Origin of the sequence: Pseudoalteromonas sp. SR43-5 (assembly GCF_014163835.1) — a bacterium.
Lineage (GTDB): Bacteria > Pseudomonadota > Gammaproteobacteria > Enterobacterales > Alteromonadaceae > Pseudoalteromonas > Pseudoalteromonas distincta.
The window spans coordinates 37,661-55,408 of sequence record NZ_JACJEA010000004.1 but is presented as its reverse complement, the minus strand read 5'-3'; the positions used below and the strand labels follow the sequence as shown (position 1 = coordinate 55,408).

The 17,748-nt window shown below is 39.0% G+C and carries 15 protein-coding genes; 9 read left to right on the top strand and 6 right to left on the bottom strand.

Features of this window, described 5'->3' with window-relative positions; all coding sequences use genetic code 11:
• Positions 1-1,017: 1,017 nt before the first annotated feature.
• From H5090_RS03555 to cyoE, 6 genes are all read left to right on the top strand, one after another.
• Entirely contained in the window at positions 1,018-1,437 is a 420-nt protein-coding gene (locus tag H5090_RS03555) for a hypothetical protein (protein ID WP_002958097.1), read from the top strand.
• A gap of 322 nt (positions 1,438-1,759) precedes the next feature.
• A complete protein-coding gene (gene cyoA / locus H5090_RS03550; RefSeq protein WP_165723814.1) occupies positions 1,760-2,719 on the top strand; it encodes a ubiquinol oxidase subunit II in 960 nt (319 codons plus the stop codon).
• Positions 2,720-2,721: 2 nt separating this feature from the next.
• Complete coding sequence (gene cyoB / locus H5090_RS03545; RefSeq protein ID WP_024596558.1) at positions 2,722-4,710, top strand: cytochrome o ubiquinol oxidase subunit I; 1,989 nt, start codon at positions 2,722-2,724, stop codon at positions 4,708-4,710.
• The gene (gene cyoC, locus H5090_RS03540; protein ID WP_002958100.1) at positions 4,707-5,333 is read left to right on the top strand and encodes a cytochrome o ubiquinol oxidase subunit III; all 627 of its coding nucleotides are present in this window, start codon (positions 4,707-4,709) and stop codon (positions 5,331-5,333) included. Before cyoB ends, cyoC begins: the two co-directional genes overlap by 4 nt.
• A complete protein-coding gene (cyoD, locus tag H5090_RS03535; protein ID WP_002958101.1) occupies positions 5,333-5,689 on the top strand; it encodes a cytochrome o ubiquinol oxidase subunit IV in 357 nt (118 codons plus the stop codon). The genes cyoC and cyoD overlap by 1 nt, the downstream gene beginning before the upstream one ends.
• A 9-nt stretch (positions 5,690-5,698) precedes the next feature.
• On the top strand, positions 5,699-6,583 hold the full coding sequence (gene cyoE, locus H5090_RS03530) for a heme o synthase (protein ID WP_002958102.1): 885 nt from the start codon (positions 5,699-5,701) through the stop codon (positions 6,581-6,583).
• Between the two features lie 61 nt (positions 6,584-6,644).
• Here the strand turns inward: cyoE and H5090_RS03525 are convergent, their stop codons facing one another.
• On the bottom strand, positions 6,645-7,232 hold the full coding sequence (locus H5090_RS03525) for an FMN-binding negative transcriptional regulator (RefSeq protein WP_182695053.1): 588 nt from the start codon (positions 7,230-7,232) through the stop codon (positions 6,645-6,647).
• Positions 7,232-7,807, bottom strand: a complete 576-nt coding sequence (locus H5090_RS03520; protein WP_182695052.1) for a GNAT family N-acetyltransferase — start codon at positions 7,805-7,807, stop codon at positions 7,232-7,234. The genes H5090_RS03525 and H5090_RS03520 overlap by 1 nt, the downstream gene beginning before the upstream one ends.
• A 106-nt stretch (positions 7,808-7,913) precedes the next feature.
• On the opposite strand from H5090_RS03520, the gene H5090_RS03515 reads away from it, so the two are divergent.
• Positions 7,914-9,371: a PLP-dependent aminotransferase family protein gene (locus H5090_RS03515; RefSeq protein ID WP_182695051.1), complete on the top strand. Its 1,458-nt coding sequence runs from the start codon at positions 7,914-7,916 to the stop codon at positions 9,369-9,371.
• On the opposite strand, the gene H5090_RS03510 is transcribed toward H5090_RS03515, so the two are convergent.
• The 4 genes from H5090_RS03510 to H5090_RS03495 all read right to left on the bottom strand — a co-directional run bounded on the left by H5090_RS03510 (position 9,372) and on the right by H5090_RS03495 (position 15,545).
• Positions 9,372-10,037, bottom strand: a complete 666-nt coding sequence (locus H5090_RS03510; protein ID WP_182695050.1) for a hypothetical protein — start codon at positions 10,035-10,037, stop codon at positions 9,372-9,374.
• A gap of 174 nt (positions 10,038-10,211) precedes the next feature.
• Complete coding sequence (locus H5090_RS03505) at positions 10,212-12,194, bottom strand: phytase (RefSeq protein ID WP_182695049.1); 1,983 nt, start codon at positions 12,192-12,194, stop codon at positions 10,212-10,214.
• An 11-nt stretch (positions 12,195-12,205) separates the two neighbouring features.
• Positions 12,206-13,180 carry a metallophosphoesterase gene (locus H5090_RS03500; protein ID WP_165723817.1) on the bottom strand — a complete coding sequence of 325 codons (975 nt, stop codon included), beginning with the start codon at positions 13,178-13,180 and terminating at the stop codon, positions 12,206-12,208.
• A 61-nt stretch (positions 13,181-13,241) separates the two neighbouring features.
• Complete coding sequence (locus H5090_RS03495) at positions 13,242-15,545, bottom strand: TonB-dependent siderophore receptor (protein WP_182695048.1); 2,304 nt, start codon at positions 15,543-15,545, stop codon at positions 13,242-13,244.
• Between the two features lie 297 nt (positions 15,546-15,842).
• Here H5090_RS03495 and H5090_RS03490 point away from each other — a divergent pair, with 297 nt between their 5' ends.
• On the top strand, positions 15,843-16,763 hold the full coding sequence (locus H5090_RS03490; protein WP_024596554.1) for a GGDEF domain-containing protein: 921 nt from the start codon (positions 15,843-15,845) through the stop codon (positions 16,761-16,763).
• Positions 16,747-17,748 carry an AraC family transcriptional regulator gene (locus H5090_RS03485; RefSeq protein ID WP_182695047.1) on the top strand — a complete coding sequence of 334 codons (1,002 nt, stop codon included), beginning with the start codon at positions 16,747-16,749 and terminating at the stop codon, positions 17,746-17,748. The genes H5090_RS03490 and H5090_RS03485 overlap by 17 nt, the downstream gene beginning before the upstream one ends.

The window sequence follows — 17,748 nt, the reverse complement described above, 5'->3', positions numbered from 1 at the left end:
TGGATTCATTTCCATAAAGAACGAGTTTGAGTTGTTTTTATTCCCTACAATTGCCACGTAATGTAAACCAAGAATCTTTATATTGTGTGTGAAGATGTTGTCAGTGTGAAAGGCAACTCAAGTTCGGTGGATTCATTTCCATAAAGAACGAGTTTGAGTTGTTTTTATTCCCTACAATTGCCACGTAATGTAAACCAAGAATCTTTATATTGTGTGTGAAGATGTTGTCAGTGTGAAAGGCAACTCAAGTTCAGTGGTGACTGAGTTTGAGTTGTTTTTATTCCCTACAATTGCCACGCAGTGTAAACCAAAAATCTTTATATTGTGTGTGAAGATGTTGTCAGTGTGAAAGGCAACTCAAGTTCGGTGGATTCACTTCCATAAAGAACGAGTTTGAGTTGTTTTTATTCCCTACAATTGCCACGTAATGTAAACCAAAAATCTTTATATTGTGTGTGAAGATGTTGTCAGTGTGAAAGGCAGCTCAAGTTCGGTGGTGACTTAGCTTGAGTTGTTTTTATTCCCTACAATTGCCACGTAGTGTAAACCAAGAATCTTTATATTGTGTGTGAAGATGTTGTCAGTGTGAAAGGCGGCTCAAGTTCGGTGGTGACTGAATTTGGGCTGTTTTTATTTGTGCCACACAATTATTACTCCCTCCTAAAAACCTATAATCCTATTAAATATTTCTCTTTAAATCGTTTTTTATTTTAGCTAACCTAATGTTTTTTATCGTGTTATTTTTTATTAACAAAATAGCTTCGAAAGCTTAACTCAAATTAATTGATTTTTAGTTGAACAGAAAATTCTCTTTGTTATACTCACGTTCGAACTTTCAGTAAGTTTTGAAAGTTTGGTTGATACGGATCAATTTTCGCTAGGTAAATATGTGCTAGCTGGATTTGATTGTATTTAGCACCTGGTTTTAGGGTTTACAACAGCAATGTTTTTTAAATTTTTCCATTGCAAACTGTATTACTCTAATTTTGTTATAGTCATTTTAGTAGGTTAATGTCTTTGAACACACTTTCTTTGCATCATACAGCTACGGAACTTGCCTCTGGCGAGCCGCAGACGTGTGAACGCTTGAATAAAGCAGGCAAGGGCGTGTGTGTAGCTATAACTTTATTAGTGTTTAATACTGTAATGTTGCTAAGCGGTGCACTAGAGGATGCCTTCAAGCTTGAAGCGCTATTAAGTGATGGGTTTATTGTAGAGCCACTGTTACTTAATCTTGCGCAATTTTTAGCTCATCCGATCATATCAAGTCAGTTACTTATTGGCCTTTGTTGGTTATTGTTCCATATTTGTCCAGCGCGTCGTGCTGGCATAATCCTCCGTAAAGCAGCCTTTGCTTTTAGCGAGGCTAAAGTTCTTCAGCCTGTGATCTCTTCACATGGTTGTCGTGCTCCACCTAGCTTTACAGGTTGCCTGTAACGCTGCATCTTGTTGCTGGTTTTAATTATTTGTTCTTGCTGTAAATAATTAAGGTTAGCTAAAACAAAGTAGCTCCGTGTTTCTTTAAACACATTTCAGCCAACCACCACTCACCCAAGTTAACTTTTATTACGTTATATAAATGCGTTTAGAAAGCTGGGTTTGTTGCTAGGTCATTAATGGCATGAGCTTTAGGTTTTTTTGAATAGCCCCCTTATTTTTATAATTTAATTCTAGTTAACTTGGGTTTTTATTGAAAAATCGTTGCTTTGGTTTTTATTTTAAGCAGCAAATTGAAACTCTAGGTTTGTAGGATACTCCCTTGTTAATTCGTAACCTTTGTAATATTGCTTTAGCTAGTACAGTGCTGGCGTTGTCAGGCTGTAAAGGCGGGATACTCGATCCAAAAGGGCAAATAGGCATTGATGAGAAAAATTTAATCATCATCGCAACCGTGCTTATGTTGCTTGTAGTCGTTCCCGTTATTGTGATGACTTTGTATTTCGCTTGGAAATATAGAGACACTCAAAACCAAGAAATTTATGCTCCAAAATGGGCTCATTCAAATAAAATTGAAGCCGTTGTTTGGGCTGTTCCTATTGTTATTGTAATCATTTTAGGTGTTATTACCTGGCAGTCTACCCAAGACTTAGACCCCTATAAACCCATTGAAGGTAAAGGTGAACATCTTACTGTTGAAGTGGTTTCACTAAACTGGAAGTGGCTATTTATATATCCTGAGCAAGGTATTGCTACGGTTAATGAATTAGTGTTCCCAGCAAATGTACCTGTTGAATATAAAATCACCTCAGAGAGCACAATGAATTCATTTTTTATTCCGCAATTGGGTAGTCAAATATACTCAATGGCTGGGATGGAAACCAAGCTTCACTTAATTGCAAATGAGCCAGGTACGTTTAAAGGCTTTTCAGCAAATTACAGCGGCGCAGGTTTCACTGGCATGAAATTTAATGCCATTGCTACACCTACTCAAGCAGACTTTGATAAGTGGGTGAGTGATGTGAAAGCGAATTCAAGCGCTAATAACCTGACTCATGCAAATTATGTTGAGCTTGCAAAAGCAAGTGAAAATAACCCAGTAGCATATTACGGAAAAGTTGATGACGGCTTATTTCATACCATTGTTATGAAGTATATGCAGGCGCATGGCGATATGAACAAAAAACACCATGCATTGGGCGAACATGGGCAAATGAGTAAAAAGCATCATGAAATGAGTGAGCACTCAATGCCTTCATCTCACAGCCAAGGCGAGGAATAATAATGTCGTTATTAGGTAATCTTTCACTCGACGCAATTCCGTTTCATGAGCCAATTCTTGTGTTCACGATGTCGGTTATTGCGATAGCTGGGCTTATTATTGCCGGGCTTATTACAAAGTATAAAAAATGGGGCGTGCTTTGGCGCGACTGGATCACGTCTGTTGATCACAAACGCTTAGGCGTAATGTATATTCTTTTAGCACTAATAATGCTGTTTCGTGGTTTTTCTGATGCAATAATGATGCGTGCGCAGTTGGCACTTGCTACCAGTGGTGCGCCAGGTTATTTACCACCAGAACACTACGACCAAATATTTACTGCCCACGGCGTAATCATGATCATATTTATGGCAATGCCATTTATGATTGGTCTAATGAACATTGTATTACCACTTCAAATTGGTGCTCGCGATGTTGCTTTTCCATTTTTAAATAATTTAAGTTTTTGGTTTACAGCCAGTGGTGCCATTTTAATTAACTTGTCGCTTGTATTTGGTGAATTTGCAAAAACAGGTTGGGTGGCATATCCGCCGCTTTCGGAGCTGACCTTTAGCCCTGGGGTGGGGGTCGATTATTATATTTGGGCCTTGCAAATATCCGGGCTCGGTACACTTCTAACAGCCGTAAACTTTTTAGCAACCGTGTTTAAAATGCGTGCACCAGGTATGACCCTAATGAAAATGCCAATTTTTACATGGGCATGTACATGGGCAAACATCTTAATTGCAGCATCATTCCCAATTTTAACTGCTGTACTTGCAATGCTAACGCTTGACCGTTATCTAGACTTCCACTTCTTTACCAATGAATTGGGCGGTAACGCCATGATGTACATCAACCTGTTTTGGGCATGGGGTCACCCTGAGGTATACATATTAGTATTACCAGCGTTTGGTATTTTTTCTGAAATTATTTCGACCTTTGCCGGTAAACGTTTGTTTGGTTACAAATCGATGGTTTATGCCAGCGGTGCAATCTCAATTTTAGGCTTTATTGTTTGGTTACATCACTTCTTTACTATGGGCTCAAGTGCTAACGTTAACGCGTTCTTTGGGGTAATGACTATGGTTATTGCCGTACCAACTGGGGTTAAGTTGTTTAACTGGTTATTTACTATTTACCGAGGTCGATTACGTATAAGTGTACCGGTACTTTGGACTCTTGGCTTTATGGTTACCTTTACCGTAGGCGGTATGACCGGTGTATTACTTGCCATTCCTGGCGCCGATTATGTACTGCATAACAGCTTATTCTTAATTGCACATTTCCATAACACAATTATTGGTGGTGCTGTGTTTGGTTACCTGGCCGGTTTTGTATTTTGGTTCCCTAAAGCAATGGGCTTTAAACTTAATGAAAAATGGGGCAAAGCATCATTTTGGTGTTGGATTATTGGTTTCTTCGTAGCATTTATGCCGCTGTACGTACTTGGTTTCTTAGGTATGACACGTCGCTTAAACCACACTAACAACCCAGATTGGAACATGTGGTTATACATTGCCGCAGGCGGTGCTGTAATTATTATGTTTGGTATTATCAGCCAAGTAATTCAATTATATGTGAGCTTTAGAGACCGTGAAGCGCTTGACGATACAACAGGCGATCCGTGGAACGGCCACACACTTGAGTGGGCTACAAGTTCACCTCCGCAAATTTATAACTTTGCAACAATTCCACATATTGATGATATTGATGCATGGACCGATATGAAAGAAAAAGGTCAAGCATATCAAGATAAAGCAAACTACAGCCCTATTCATATGCCTAAAAACACATCAGCTGGCGTGTTAATGGCAGCAAGTTTAACAGTATTTTGTTTTGCAATGATTTGGCATATTTGGTGGTTAGCTGTTGTTGGACTAGTAGGCGGAATTGCCATATTTATCAAACGTTGTTACACCAGCGATGTAGATTACTATATACAACCTGATGAAATTGCACGCATTGAAGCTGCATATAATTCAAGTGGCGTTAAGGAGTTAAAAGCGTGAGTACACTTTCTGCAAATTTAGACTCTGTATCACACGATGATCATGCCCACGCGCATGATCACCACGATACTTCGGGTGATACCGTATTTGGTTTTTGGTTATACCTAATGACCGATTGCCTACTGTTTGCCTCGTTTTTTGCCACTTACGCTGTGTTATTTATGAACACAGCCGGTGGCGTATCGGGTAAAGATATTTTTGAACTCGACTTTGTAGCAGTAGAAACTGCAGCACTACTGATTAGTAGTATTACTTTTGGTTTTGCCATGATTGCCGCTCAAGGGCAAAAAAAGGCACTAACACTGACTTGGTTATTTGTTACGTTTTGTTTAGGTGCTGTGTTTATTGGTATGGAAGTATACGAATTTCATCACCTAATTGTGCATGGCAATGGTCCACAACAAAGTGCCTTTTTAACATCGTTTTTCTCATTAGTTGGCTTACATGGTTTACATGTAACAGCGGGTCTAATTTGGATGACCATAATGATGATTGAAGTTGCTAAACGCGGCTTAGGTAAAGCAACCGTAACGCGTTTAAGCTGCTTAAGCCTATTTTGGCACTTCTTAGACATTGTCTGGATTTGTGTATTTACCGTTGTTTATTTAATGGGAGCAATGTAATGAGCCACAGCGAAACGCATGCGTTAAAGCAAACGCAAAGTGATCATCATGATGAATCTCATGGCAGTGTTAAAACTTACTTAATTGGCTTTGTGCTATCGGTAATTTTAACTGCTATACCGTTTTACATGGTAATGGAAGGTGACTTCTCAAAAGCAACAACGCTTTGGAGCATTGTTACTTTAGCAATCGTACAAATTTGGGTGCATTTAAAATACTTTTTACACCTTAATTTTACCACCGAAGATGGCCGTGCAAGTACTTTTTCATTCCTATTCAGTGCTCTGATCATCGTAATGGTTGTTGGGTTATCTGTTTGGATCATTTATGAATCTAACGCAATGATGATGTACTAGGAGTTGAAGATGTTTCGTCGTTATTTATCAGTGACAAAGCCGGGTATTATTATGGGCAATTTGATCAGCGTAGCGGGCGGGTTTTTACTTGCCTCGCGCGGTGATATAGACCCATGGTTAATGATTGCCACATTAATTGGTTTGTCGCTAGTGGTTGCATCAGGTTGCGCTATCAATAATGTTATAGATAGAGACATAGATGTGGCCATGGCGCGTACTCGTACGCGGGTTACAGTAACGGGCGAAATGTCGGCCTTTGCTGCACTTAGTCACGGTATTTTATTGGGTGTTGTGGGCTTTGGTTTACTTATCGCCTACACCACTCAAGCCGCGGTATTTTTTGCAGCCTTTGGCTACGTAATTTATGTAGGGGTTTATAGCCTCTACATGAAACGCAACTCAGTATATGGCACTTTTGTAGGTAGTCTCTCTGGCGCTGTACCGCCAGTAGTTGGTTACTGCGCCGTAACAGGGCAGTTCGATATGGGCGCATTAATACTGCTAGTCATGTTTAGCTTGTGGCAAATGCCGCATTCATATGCCATTGCTATTTTTCGCTTTAAAGATTACCAAGCTGCAGGTATTCCTGTATTACCTGTAGCGCAAGGAATTGATAAAGCAAAGCGCCATATCGTACTTTACATTGCTGTATATGCATTGGTGGTGATGTTGCTACCAATTACTGGCTACACAGGTGCTGCCTTTATGGCTGTTGCTTGTATTACCAGCTTTTGGTGGTTGCTAATGGCGCTGCGCGGTTATCGTCGTAATATTGATATGAGTAGCTGGGCACGTAAAGTGTTCGCATTTTCAATTATTAATATTACAGCGTTAAGCATTGCTATGGCTGTTGACTATCATAGCGTTGCTCCACAGCTATTAACGCTTACCTAATTTAAAAATTTTTAACTATTCCAAAGTTAATCCAAAGGCTCGAAAGGGCCTTTTTTTATGCCTAAAATAGTTTTGCAATAGAGCGCTTATTGGCAAGTTCTAGGCTTTGTTTTATTCGTGCTCTTACCTCTGGTGATTTATTTTGGCTTAGCTTAAAGTTTCCACTCCAATGAGTGGGAGTGAATTCTATAAAGCTTAATTGTTGATACATTGCTTGGCGATTGCTTTTGGGCACGTCAGTAATCTTCCAAATTGGCGTAAAGCCTTGCTCAAAATGGCTCGTTAGTTGCCGCATTATTTTGTCTTTCTCATTATCGCTTTCAATAATATTCACATTTGCAGTTACTTGTACTGATGAATAAAGCCAGCTCGGCAGTGTTTTATTATTACTATACGAGGGAGATAGATAACAGTTATCGCCACTAAATAGTAATTTTACTGACTGTTTATCACATTGCGCTAGCGGGTTATGTTTTGCTACGTGTGCAATAAATACATTACGTGAGGGCTCATATAATACAGGCACTTGGCATATATTATTTAAGTCACTTTGCGAGCAGGGCATTAAAATACTCGCTAGAGGGAATTGCTCAACCAATGCTTGCAAACGTTCAATATTATGTTCTTGAAAATGTGTGGGTGGGTACATTAAAGCTTCCCCTCTAACTGCAACTTAATGCTCTGCCAATGTTCGTCAATGATGCTAAATTTTGCAGTGCTTCTGTAACTTCCATCACTTAGCAATCTATCTTTATGGGCTATACCTTCAAATTGGGCGCCTAGTCGAGTAATTGCATTTCGAGATTTTTGATTTTTTTCGTGGGTATTAAATGTTATTCGCACTAAATTCAACGCGTCAAAAGCGTAGCTAAGCAGTAAATATTTAGTGTGAGTATTAATATAAGTTTGCTGCCAGTGATGGCTTATAAATGTATGACCAATTTCAGCACTTAAGTTATGCGTATCTAATCTAAATAGTCGTGTAGTGCCTACAACCTCTTTGCTGGCTATGTCTACTATGGCAAATACAATTTGTTCTTTGTTATTAAATTGTGCACTGGTGGTAAACCATTCCTTTAACTGTTCGGGTGTTTTTGTATAGTTGCTTAATACCCATTCCCATATTTTTGGATGTTGCCCAGCTTTATATAAGCTTTTTAAATGCTCATAATTTAATGGCTCTAAAATTACCTTATTTGTTTTATGTATCTGTTGAGTAAACATGTTGCCTCTATGCTTTGCTATTTACGAGCAACAAATGTACGCTAATTTGGTTTGGTAAAAACAACCAGAATTGGCTTTTTAGCTATACCAGTTATAAAAGGATAACATGCAACCGCTTAATATTGAATTTAATGACTCAAACAAAGCTAAGTACATACAAGTTGCAGATGCTTTGCGTGGTTCTATCGTAAAGGGAGATATTGCACCTGGTATAAAACTCAGTTCTGCTCGAGTTATGGCGCAAACGTATCAGTTAAATCGCCATACAATAATGAACGCATTGCAGTTATTAGTAGCCGAAGGATGGCTAGAATCCCATGAACGCTCTGGGTATAGCGTCACTCAAACACTACCAATTCAAAGCAGTGCTAACTGTGATCACACGCCAGTTTTAACACCAAAACCTTATAAATTTGCTACAGAGTTAGCCGTGCCTATTCCGGCAATGAATTTAAAAGACTACGTATATAATTTCGCAGGTGGACTTCCTGATTTAAATAGCTTTCCCTATAAAGAATTTAAACGCTCTATGAGCCATGTATTTAATCATTTAGATACCAGTAAACTTCATTATGGTGATATAGGTGGAGTGAGTGAGCTAAAAACTCAGATAAGTGATTACTTACATAAAACTAGAAGTTTAAAAGTATCAGACTTACTTGTATGTAATGGCTCACAAGAAGCTTTGTTTTTAATTTCAAAGGCCTTTATAAGTAAAGATGACTTCTTAGCCGTTGAGACTTTAGGCTACCCACCAGCACGCAAAGCCTTTGCTGCTTGTGGCGCGCAATTAATAGATATAAAACAAGATGAATATGGTTTATGTGTTGATGACTTAAAAGCGCAACTTAGACGATATCCAATAAAAATGCTGTACTTAACCCCGCTGCATCAATACCCAACTACCGTTACGCTTTCGCCCACACGGCGCATGCAAATTTATCAATTATGTTATGAGTATGGCGTAATGATTATTGAAGATGATTACGATCACGAGTTTCATTATCGCTGTCAGCCATTGCAACCTATGGCTGGGGACGATCCCGCTGGGATTATTATTTACTTATCTACATTTTCTAAAATCATGTTCTCAGGCGCTAGAATTGGCTACATTTGTGCAGCTCCTGAAGTATTAGCACAGTTAACCGCATGGAAGCAGTTAATGAATCATAAAAATGATGTGGTTATGCAGCTAGCCGTTGCGCACTTTATGCAAGAAGGTGGATTTGAGCGCCACTTGAAACGCATGACTAAACACTATAAACAACGTTATGAAGCAATGGACAACACGTTAGCGTTGCTGCAATCACAGGGGCTACCAATAGAGTATAAAAAGCCAGACGGCGGTATGGCAATGTGGGTTAACTTAAATAAAAATACGAGTAATATAAAACAAGCAATGCAAAGTAAAAGCGTGTATTTACAAGCAGAATCTGAGTTTTACTTTGCTGATTCAGTGAGAAGTTTAATGCCTAAGCAATATAGTTATGTTCGCTTAGGCTTTGCAGGGCAATCAGTTGAGGCAATGAAGCAAGGGATCAAACTCATAACTGAATATAAGTAACTATTTTTTAAAGTCATCAGCATTGTAATAAAGTGGTTTAAGCGTGCCGCAGTTAATAAATTTATAGGTAAGCTCATTTTCAGCTGGGACACGTTTTGAGGTACGAAGCTTTTGCATACATGCATTAACTAAATCAACAAAAATAAGATGGTTATAGCTCGGCGCTTGTTGAATTTTATGAATATAAATATGCTCAGTACCGCCTAGATTAATCATGTCGTAATCTTGCCATTGCGATGATTCACTTAAATCTTTTAGCTCTCTGGCATACAGTTGCTTACTCAGTTCAAGCTCTTTTTTTGAGTAAATTAAGCTGCCACCTTGTTGATAATCACCCTCGTAAATATCGGCAATAATCGTAATTTCTTCACCACGCATTAAATGTTGAATATTAAACGCTTGTGGCTTAACCGTGATTAGCTCAGCATTTCTAACAAAGTTTAAGAGTGCGACATCGGGGTTTCCTATTTTATAAACAACTTGCACATCATCTGGAGAATTATAACTAGGTAAGTTAATCGCAATTATAGATGAGCCTTGATTAACCAAAGCCATAGGATGCTCAGCATTGTAAGTGGGGTCTACCGGTGGTAGTTCTGTTTTTTCTTCTTCTGCTACAGCAAAGCCACTTAAAGTAACTAGTAATAAAGTAAGTAGTAGGCGCATTATAATCTCAATTAATTTATGAGCTTAAATTGTAGTATAAAAATATATATTACATTGAGTTAATTACACTTAATACTTAACTGCAAAGAATTGTATAAAAGGCTCAAATGAGCCTTTTATACAATTTCAAGGTAATCTCAATGCGACATTAAAATAATGGCGACTAAATAAGCACTACTTAATTGCTTTTTTTACTTCTCGCCAATCTATTATTTTAAAGTTTTGAGGCTGCTGTGGCATACGGTTATAACCATCTTGTACAACTAAAATACCTTCAGGATAACCCGGAAGAGACTTAGATGTTACTGTTAACCCGTCGGTTTCTGATGAGCCATCAATACCATTAACCAAATCACTTATTACACTAAACTTACCTGCAAACTCTAAGCTAGGTGTTTTAATGCCCGCAGTACCATTCTTTATTTTATACAGTACGTAGCTGTTATCACCTTGGCTCGAAACAACTAAATAACGTGTTTTGTCGCTGTGGTAAATTTCCATACCTTCAACATCATCAACAAGTTGCTCATTTATACCTTGCAGCATAACCGGTGTACTGCCTGCCGTTGGCTCTGCACCTATAAACCAAATACCGGCATCTTCTTCGCCTACAAATAATTGTCCTAGTTCATCATCTGCACTACAGCCTTCTGGTTGGCTTGGTAGGTTAAACTCGCGAACAAGTTTGCCTGTTATTTTTTCGTTATTCTCACTGATTTTATATTGCTGATATAGCCCCGATTTATCATTTACAAATACATAGTTCCCCGTATTTGACGAGTACATACATAAGCCATAAATTTCATCAAGATTGGTAGGAATATCAGCAATGTACTTCACACTATTATTAGCTTGTACTGTAAATACACTAATACCGTTAAGCGTTCGGTTACTGGCAGTTATTAATGTATTGGTACTGTTTTTAATCGTGCTATTTTGTCGCAGGTCTACGTTATTTAAACGACCAACTCCAAGTGACTGTTCAAGCTTGCCATTTAGGCTGTATACCATTAGTCCACGGCGTTTATCGGTGCCTAAAATTAAGCTGTTTGCTGCATCTTTAGGGTTAACCCAAATTGCCGGATCGTCTGCTGCATCACCAAACGCTTGTACGGGGGCAGTTTGTGCACTTGCCTTTATTTGAGTAATTGATTGGGGGCTGGTTTTTAATGATTTTATGATAGGTGTTACAGGTAGTGTACTTTTAATATAAGCGCCTGTTTCGTCGTTATACAGCACTGCCGTTGCCGCGTTGTTACTTGTGTAATTTACCGCTACCGATTCCAAGCTCAAGTCACCATTTAACATCCAGTTATTAAGCATTTTACTAATTGGATCATAAGCATACACAGTATTGTTTTTGGTACTAGTAAACCAGATAATACCATCTTGCGAAGCTGAAATAGCTCCTAGTTCACTGTCTAACTTTCCAAAGGGGGCGACTAAAGCAATCGGTTTTTTATCTGCTTGCGATTCCGCGTTCGCGTTTATTGCCCAAATGCCTACTTCGCTTTCACTTACATATAAGGTATTTGTTGTTGTACTTACAGCACAACCCGACGCCTCACTAACGCCAGAAAATTCACGTACATTTACGTTAACCGCTTTATTATTCGCTGTATCAAAAATAATAGTTTCGGTAATTAGCCCGCGTACATCAGGTACAAATGCCGATATTGATTCACTCGCTTTATTAGCAAATAAACACACCGTATCGGGTTGTGCTTGTGGTGGGTTAATGCGGGTTAGTTCAATTGTATCCCAGCCACTTTGAGTGTGCTCAAGCTTAAATATAACAACGTTATCTTGATTGTTATCAATAGTTGCAACCAAAAATGAGTGTGCTGTTAGCTTAGTGACAGCAAGCGCTTCAAAGTTACCTTTTTTTATAATGCGGCTTTGTTGCGTTTCACTTTCAACTAACACTAAGCCTTTGCTTTCGCTTGCTAGCAACCAATTGTTATTATTTAACCATGCCGCTTGTGAGCCTTGCATGTTATCTGTTGGACCAAATTCAGTACTATTAATGACTATTTTATCGGATGTGTTTTTTACTGCCGTATTTGTAGCCATATTACTATTGCTACACGCACTTAATGTACTAAGCACTAAGCTACTTACAATTAAGCTAATAGATGTTTTTAATTTAAAGTTCATGTTGTAACCCTTTATTGGTCAAAGCGCTTTTGAGTGCTGTAACGCACTTCGCCTTTATAGTTAATAGCCGTTGCTTTTAGTGCTTCATTGTTAATCGAAAAGCTCAAAAATCCTGGAGTAGCTTCTGCAAAACGCGTAAATTCACGTTGTTTTACGTAACGCGCTTCGCTACCACCACCAGATACAAAGTGGTCGAGTTTACTGCCATCTATTTGGTTATGTTGCAGGTCATGTTCGTGCCCTGCTATGTATGCTTGCACACCATTTTGCTCAAATATGGGCTCGAGTAAATTACGTAAACCTTCAGTAAGTCCGTAACGTTTTCCACTGCTATAAAGTGGGTGATGACCAACCACTATTTTCCATCGTGCTTGGCTATTTGAGAGTTGGCTATCTAACCATGTTAATTGCGCTTGGCTGTTTTGCCCTTGAGTTGCTTTGTATTTTTCGCGTGTTTTGTATTCAGGATTTAAAGTATTAGTGTCTAAAAACACCATTAATATCTGCTCGCCACCTTTTAAAGTAAAGGTTTTGCTGTAATAGCGTGCAGGTAAATTCCAGCGCTGACTTTTTTTACTGTAATCAAGTTGTGCTTGCGCATTACCTAAATAATCATGATTACCCAGTACTACATACCAAGGCTCGAATGTATGTGGACCATGGTAAATATCTTCATAGGCACTTTGCCAAAGCGGGTCGTTAACACTTGCCACGCCATTGGGATAAAAGTTATCGCCAGTTGAAATAGTAAAATCACCATCCGTTTGAAACATCGCTATTTCTAACTGGTGTGCTACGTCTTTTTGATAAAAGTGCCCGTTATGTCCCCAATCACCAATAACCGTAAAATTTAAGCTCTTAGGCAGCACCGTCAAGTTGGCAATTTTTTGTTGCTCGTATAATACATCGGTGTACGTTACGTTTGCCAATACGCTTTGTATACTGCATAAGCCAAGTGTTATTAGCAGTAATGTTTTTTTTATCATTATAGTTCTCTCATGTTTGGTAGCGCTAAATAAAGTGATTAGCACTACCTTATAAACTTATTTAAAACGCGTAACGCAGCATAAGTTGATAAACCGGTCCCGCTTCTTCAGATTCAATTTCGTACTCATCAAAGCTTCTACTAAACTGATCTTCAACGGTATCAAATTTATTAAAGGTTTCGTCTTTACTTGCATCAAGTAGGTTTGAACCCACCAAGCGTAGCGTTACATCTTCCCAACGTTTTTCTAAAAACACTTCAAAGTCGGCACTGTAAGATGTAGTTATTTCTTCACCTACAATACGTCCATAGGCATCACCTTGCTTACGGTAAGTTACGCCAAATGCAGCTTTGAGTTCGGGTAAGTCTTGAATAAACCCAATGTTATAAACGTAGTCTGATTGGTCGTTAAATTTGCGAGTTCCAAAAAAATCGGTTACTTCACTATCAAGCCATGAGTAGTTTAAAAATACACCCGTATTAGGCATGCTAAATGCGCCAAGTGGAGTAGATAAATCAAGCTCAACTCCTTTAACATTACCATCGCCGGTGTTGCGTGGTTGCAGTACAAATGTACCTTCGCCCTCAGAGCCTTCTTGTCCTGTATTTGCTATTTCTATTAGGTCATTTACTTTGCGATAAAATAAATTAATACCTACAACGCCACTTTTTCCTAAGCGATACTCGTAGCCTAAGTCCATACCCCAAGCTGATTCTGGTTTTAATTCAGGGTTCCCTAGTTGGTCGTTATCGCCAAGCTCTTTTTCGATAAGTGCCGGCGTTAAAAAATCAAACTCAGGGCGGCGTAAACTACGCGCAATCGATGCACTTATACGCCCATTTTCGCTAACGTTATAACGAAAGTGTGCCGAGGGGAGGATAAAGTCGTAACTATTATTTTCGGTCACGCCAATTGTTTTATCATTAATTTTAGAATCGGTAGACTCCCAGCGAACGCCCAGCTCCCAAGCAAATAAATCATCTTTGTGCTTAACAAGGGCAAATAAGTCAAAGCGATCTTCTTCTAAAGTATTTACACCACCAGTAACCGCTTCGTACTCGCTATTAAATGCAGCAAGCGTTAAAGGTGATGCTGCGTATTGATCCCAACTGGTAAGTGCAAGTTCTAATTCGTTTTGCGATTCTAAAATTTCACTGTCGCGTTTTTTATTTTGTAAAAATGCACCAAGCTGAATTTCTTTGCTGTCACCCCAAGGTTGGCTGTGTTGCCACTGTAGAGTCCATTCTTTATCATCTATTTCACTTTTAGTTTGCTCTTCTTCAAATACCATAGGCAGCTCAGACGTATCTAGTTCTACTTCTTGCTCATAAACAGACTCTTCAAACCGAGCAAAGCCAAATTTAAACTTACTTGTGCCGCTTAGTAGTGGAAATTCGTAAGCGGTATTGATGTTGTAATTAGTTTGGTCAATATATTTAACATTGGCATTATCTGTTTCTAAGTTACCGCCATTTACAATATCGTTATTGGTTGCAGTTGGGTCGTTGTATTCAAATGAACGTTCATCCTCAGTACGCTCTGTATCAACCCACATAGCGCTAATATTAAACTGACTATCGTCGTCAAAAACAATTTCGTAGCTGGAGTTAAGTGACGTGTCGTCGCCATCGCGAGTGTCTGATTGGTCTTCGCGGTTATCAAACTCTTCTGTTTGAAAATTTATATTGTTTTCAGGGCTATCGCCGTAGCGCAAACTAGTTTTTTGTTTTGGGTTATATCTGCCTTGTAAATTTGCACCAAGTAATAAGCGCCCACCAGCAAATTCAGTACCGTACACAGCAGCCAAGCTTTCTTTAAATTCACCATCGTCATAAAGCAAGCCACCAGCACGCAAGTAACCGCCATCTAAACTGTAACCATCGCGCAATACAATATTTAATGTGCCCGCAATAGCATCGGCTGAGCGGTTAGCACTTGATGAGCGAATAATTTCAACGCGTTCAATTAACTCAGCCGGAATTCGGTCAACAAAAAATGAACGGTCGGCACCAGCGCCAGGTACTTCTTCACCGTTTATAAGCACCTTTGTATAAGCAGGGCTTAACCCCCGCATACGTGCACCATCCGATTCAAGCACATCCGATAAAAATGTAACACTGGGTACTCGTTTTAATGCATCGCCTGCGGTCAATGGTTCAAAACGTTGAAAGTACTCTTGTGAATATTCTAAGGTTGGTGCGAGTTCGTCTGAGCGGTTTCTGTAGCCAATTTCACCGTATACAACAATTTTGTCAGAAACTTCGATATCTTTTTTTGTGGTTTCTTTTGCATCATCTTCTGCATAAGCCGTTAAATTACATAAGGCTAATGCGGCTACCAGTGCTTTTATTTTAAAGTCTTTCATTGTATTTGCTCTTGGTTATTGCTGGGTTGTTTCTTGATATGGCGAGCAAGCTAAAGATATTTGATTACGTAAATGTGACAGTGTTTAGTTTAAATACATGTATTTAGAGGTGTTTGAGCAATATCTAGAGCGTATTGAGCTTTTATCACTCCTCGTAAAGTCAGGTGTTATGTACCGTGCAGGGCTGTTTTTAAAGTAGGTATCATTTAGTTGTCATATAGCTGAGCTAATATGACCCTGCTAACAAAAACTTGTATGAACTAACTTTAAAACTCATTTATAAACGAGATACCGCACATGCGATTTAACCCCTTTATCAGCCACCGATTATTAATAAACGCTATTATTGCGATGTTTTTTAGCGCTGTGTTTTTAAGTAGTTATTTAGGTGTATTAAAAACTTACGCCAGTATTCAGTGGCTCGATATTATGGGGGAGGGCGGTATTGTATTAATGACTCTCGTATGGATTGCCGCGTTATTAATTTCAAGACCACCGGGTAAAGTAACCACTTACTTAGTGATAGGTGTTGGGTTATTTATGTTCTCGGCAACCCTCGATTTACTTGATGAATGGCTAATGCATCCCGCCCATCAATGGCTCAGTTGGATTGAATCTCTGCCAGCACCTTTAGGCATGTTGTTAACGAGTGTGGGTTTGTATTATTGGCATCAAGAGCAGTACGTATTAAATCGTCAGCTACGCCGCCGTGAAGCGCATTTACGTGAGCACGATAAGGTGTGTTCAGTTACAGGTCTTTATAAGGCGCAGTACCTAGATTCTGCAATTAAAGAGCAACTTACGAGCAAACAACCACTCTGGCTTGGGGCTATTGATATTCGTGATTTTTCGCATTTTAATAGTGAGTTTGGCTTTAGTGAGGGCGACCGGTTACTGCGTGAAATTAGCGAGCTATTGTTAATGAATTGCCGACTAAGTGATGTAGTGTGCCGCTACGCAGGAGATTGCTTTATGGTATTGATGCCAGCCACCACAGAGCAGCAAGCTAAAGAGTTGATGGCACAAATTAAAGGAGCTCTAAAGCATTGTGCATTTAAAGTTGAAGCATCTAAAAAAGCAAAGTTTCAATATGTCACTACCGCCTTAATACAAGGTAATACGCATAGCAGTACAGGTAAACTAACAAGCCAATTGCATAGTCAATTACAACAAAAAAAGCATCAACTAAAAGTAGCGCACCGTGCACATGTTTGTTAGCCAAGACGACAAATATTTAAGCGCTCAAGGGCTTATTACGTCAGCTGTAGAGCTTGCTCAAAGCCGAAACATAAATTTACATAAGCTGCTACGCGGTACCGGTATTTTTGAACAAGACTTACTTAATTTTCAGCATACATTTAGTGTGTCTCAGCAGGTGCGTTTATTAGCTCAATTTAAGTTGTTGATGAAAAGTACTGACAGTGGTTTTTTACTCGGTAGCCAACTTATTAACGACACTCGAGCCGAAGCTCAGGCATTAAAATATAGCGATAATTTAGCTCAAGTATTAAAGCAATTATCACTTTTAAGAATGCAATTAGCGCCTTTGCTGTTTAGCCAAACGTATATTAAAAACGATAATGTTTATATTTATATTCAGCCAGCACATGGGTTTGATGAAAGCCTTTACCACTATGTGCTAGAGATATACAGCACTGCATTTTATAGTTTACTTAAACGAGTGAGCGAAAGTTACCCGCATTGTCAGTTCGACTTTGCTTTTAAACGCCCTCGGCATATTCAAGATTACGAGCAAAATTTAGGGCTAAAGGTAAGTTTTGATAAGCCATGTACTCGCTGGGTATTAAATAAAACCATGTTAAGGGCTAAAAACCCGCATGCGAGTCAATTACGATTTATGCAAGCGCAGTCGCAGCTACATAATAAAAGCGTAGTTAGCATGACTTTTATTGAAGCCGTCTGCAGATACTTATACTCTCACCCAAGTGCTAATTTAGAGTGCACCGCAAAGCACTTTGCTATGAGCTCAGCTACATTTAAGCGCAGACTCAAACTCAATGGGGTACGCTTTTCAGCGTTAATAGATGAGCAAAATAAGCACAAAGCTATTTACCTACTTACTCTGTGCGCCAAACATAACGAACAAGTCGCTGAACATTTAGCTTTTTACGATATACCTAACTTTCGGCGCGCCTTTAAACGCTGGACAGGCTTAACACCTAATCAGTTAAAAGCGCAATAA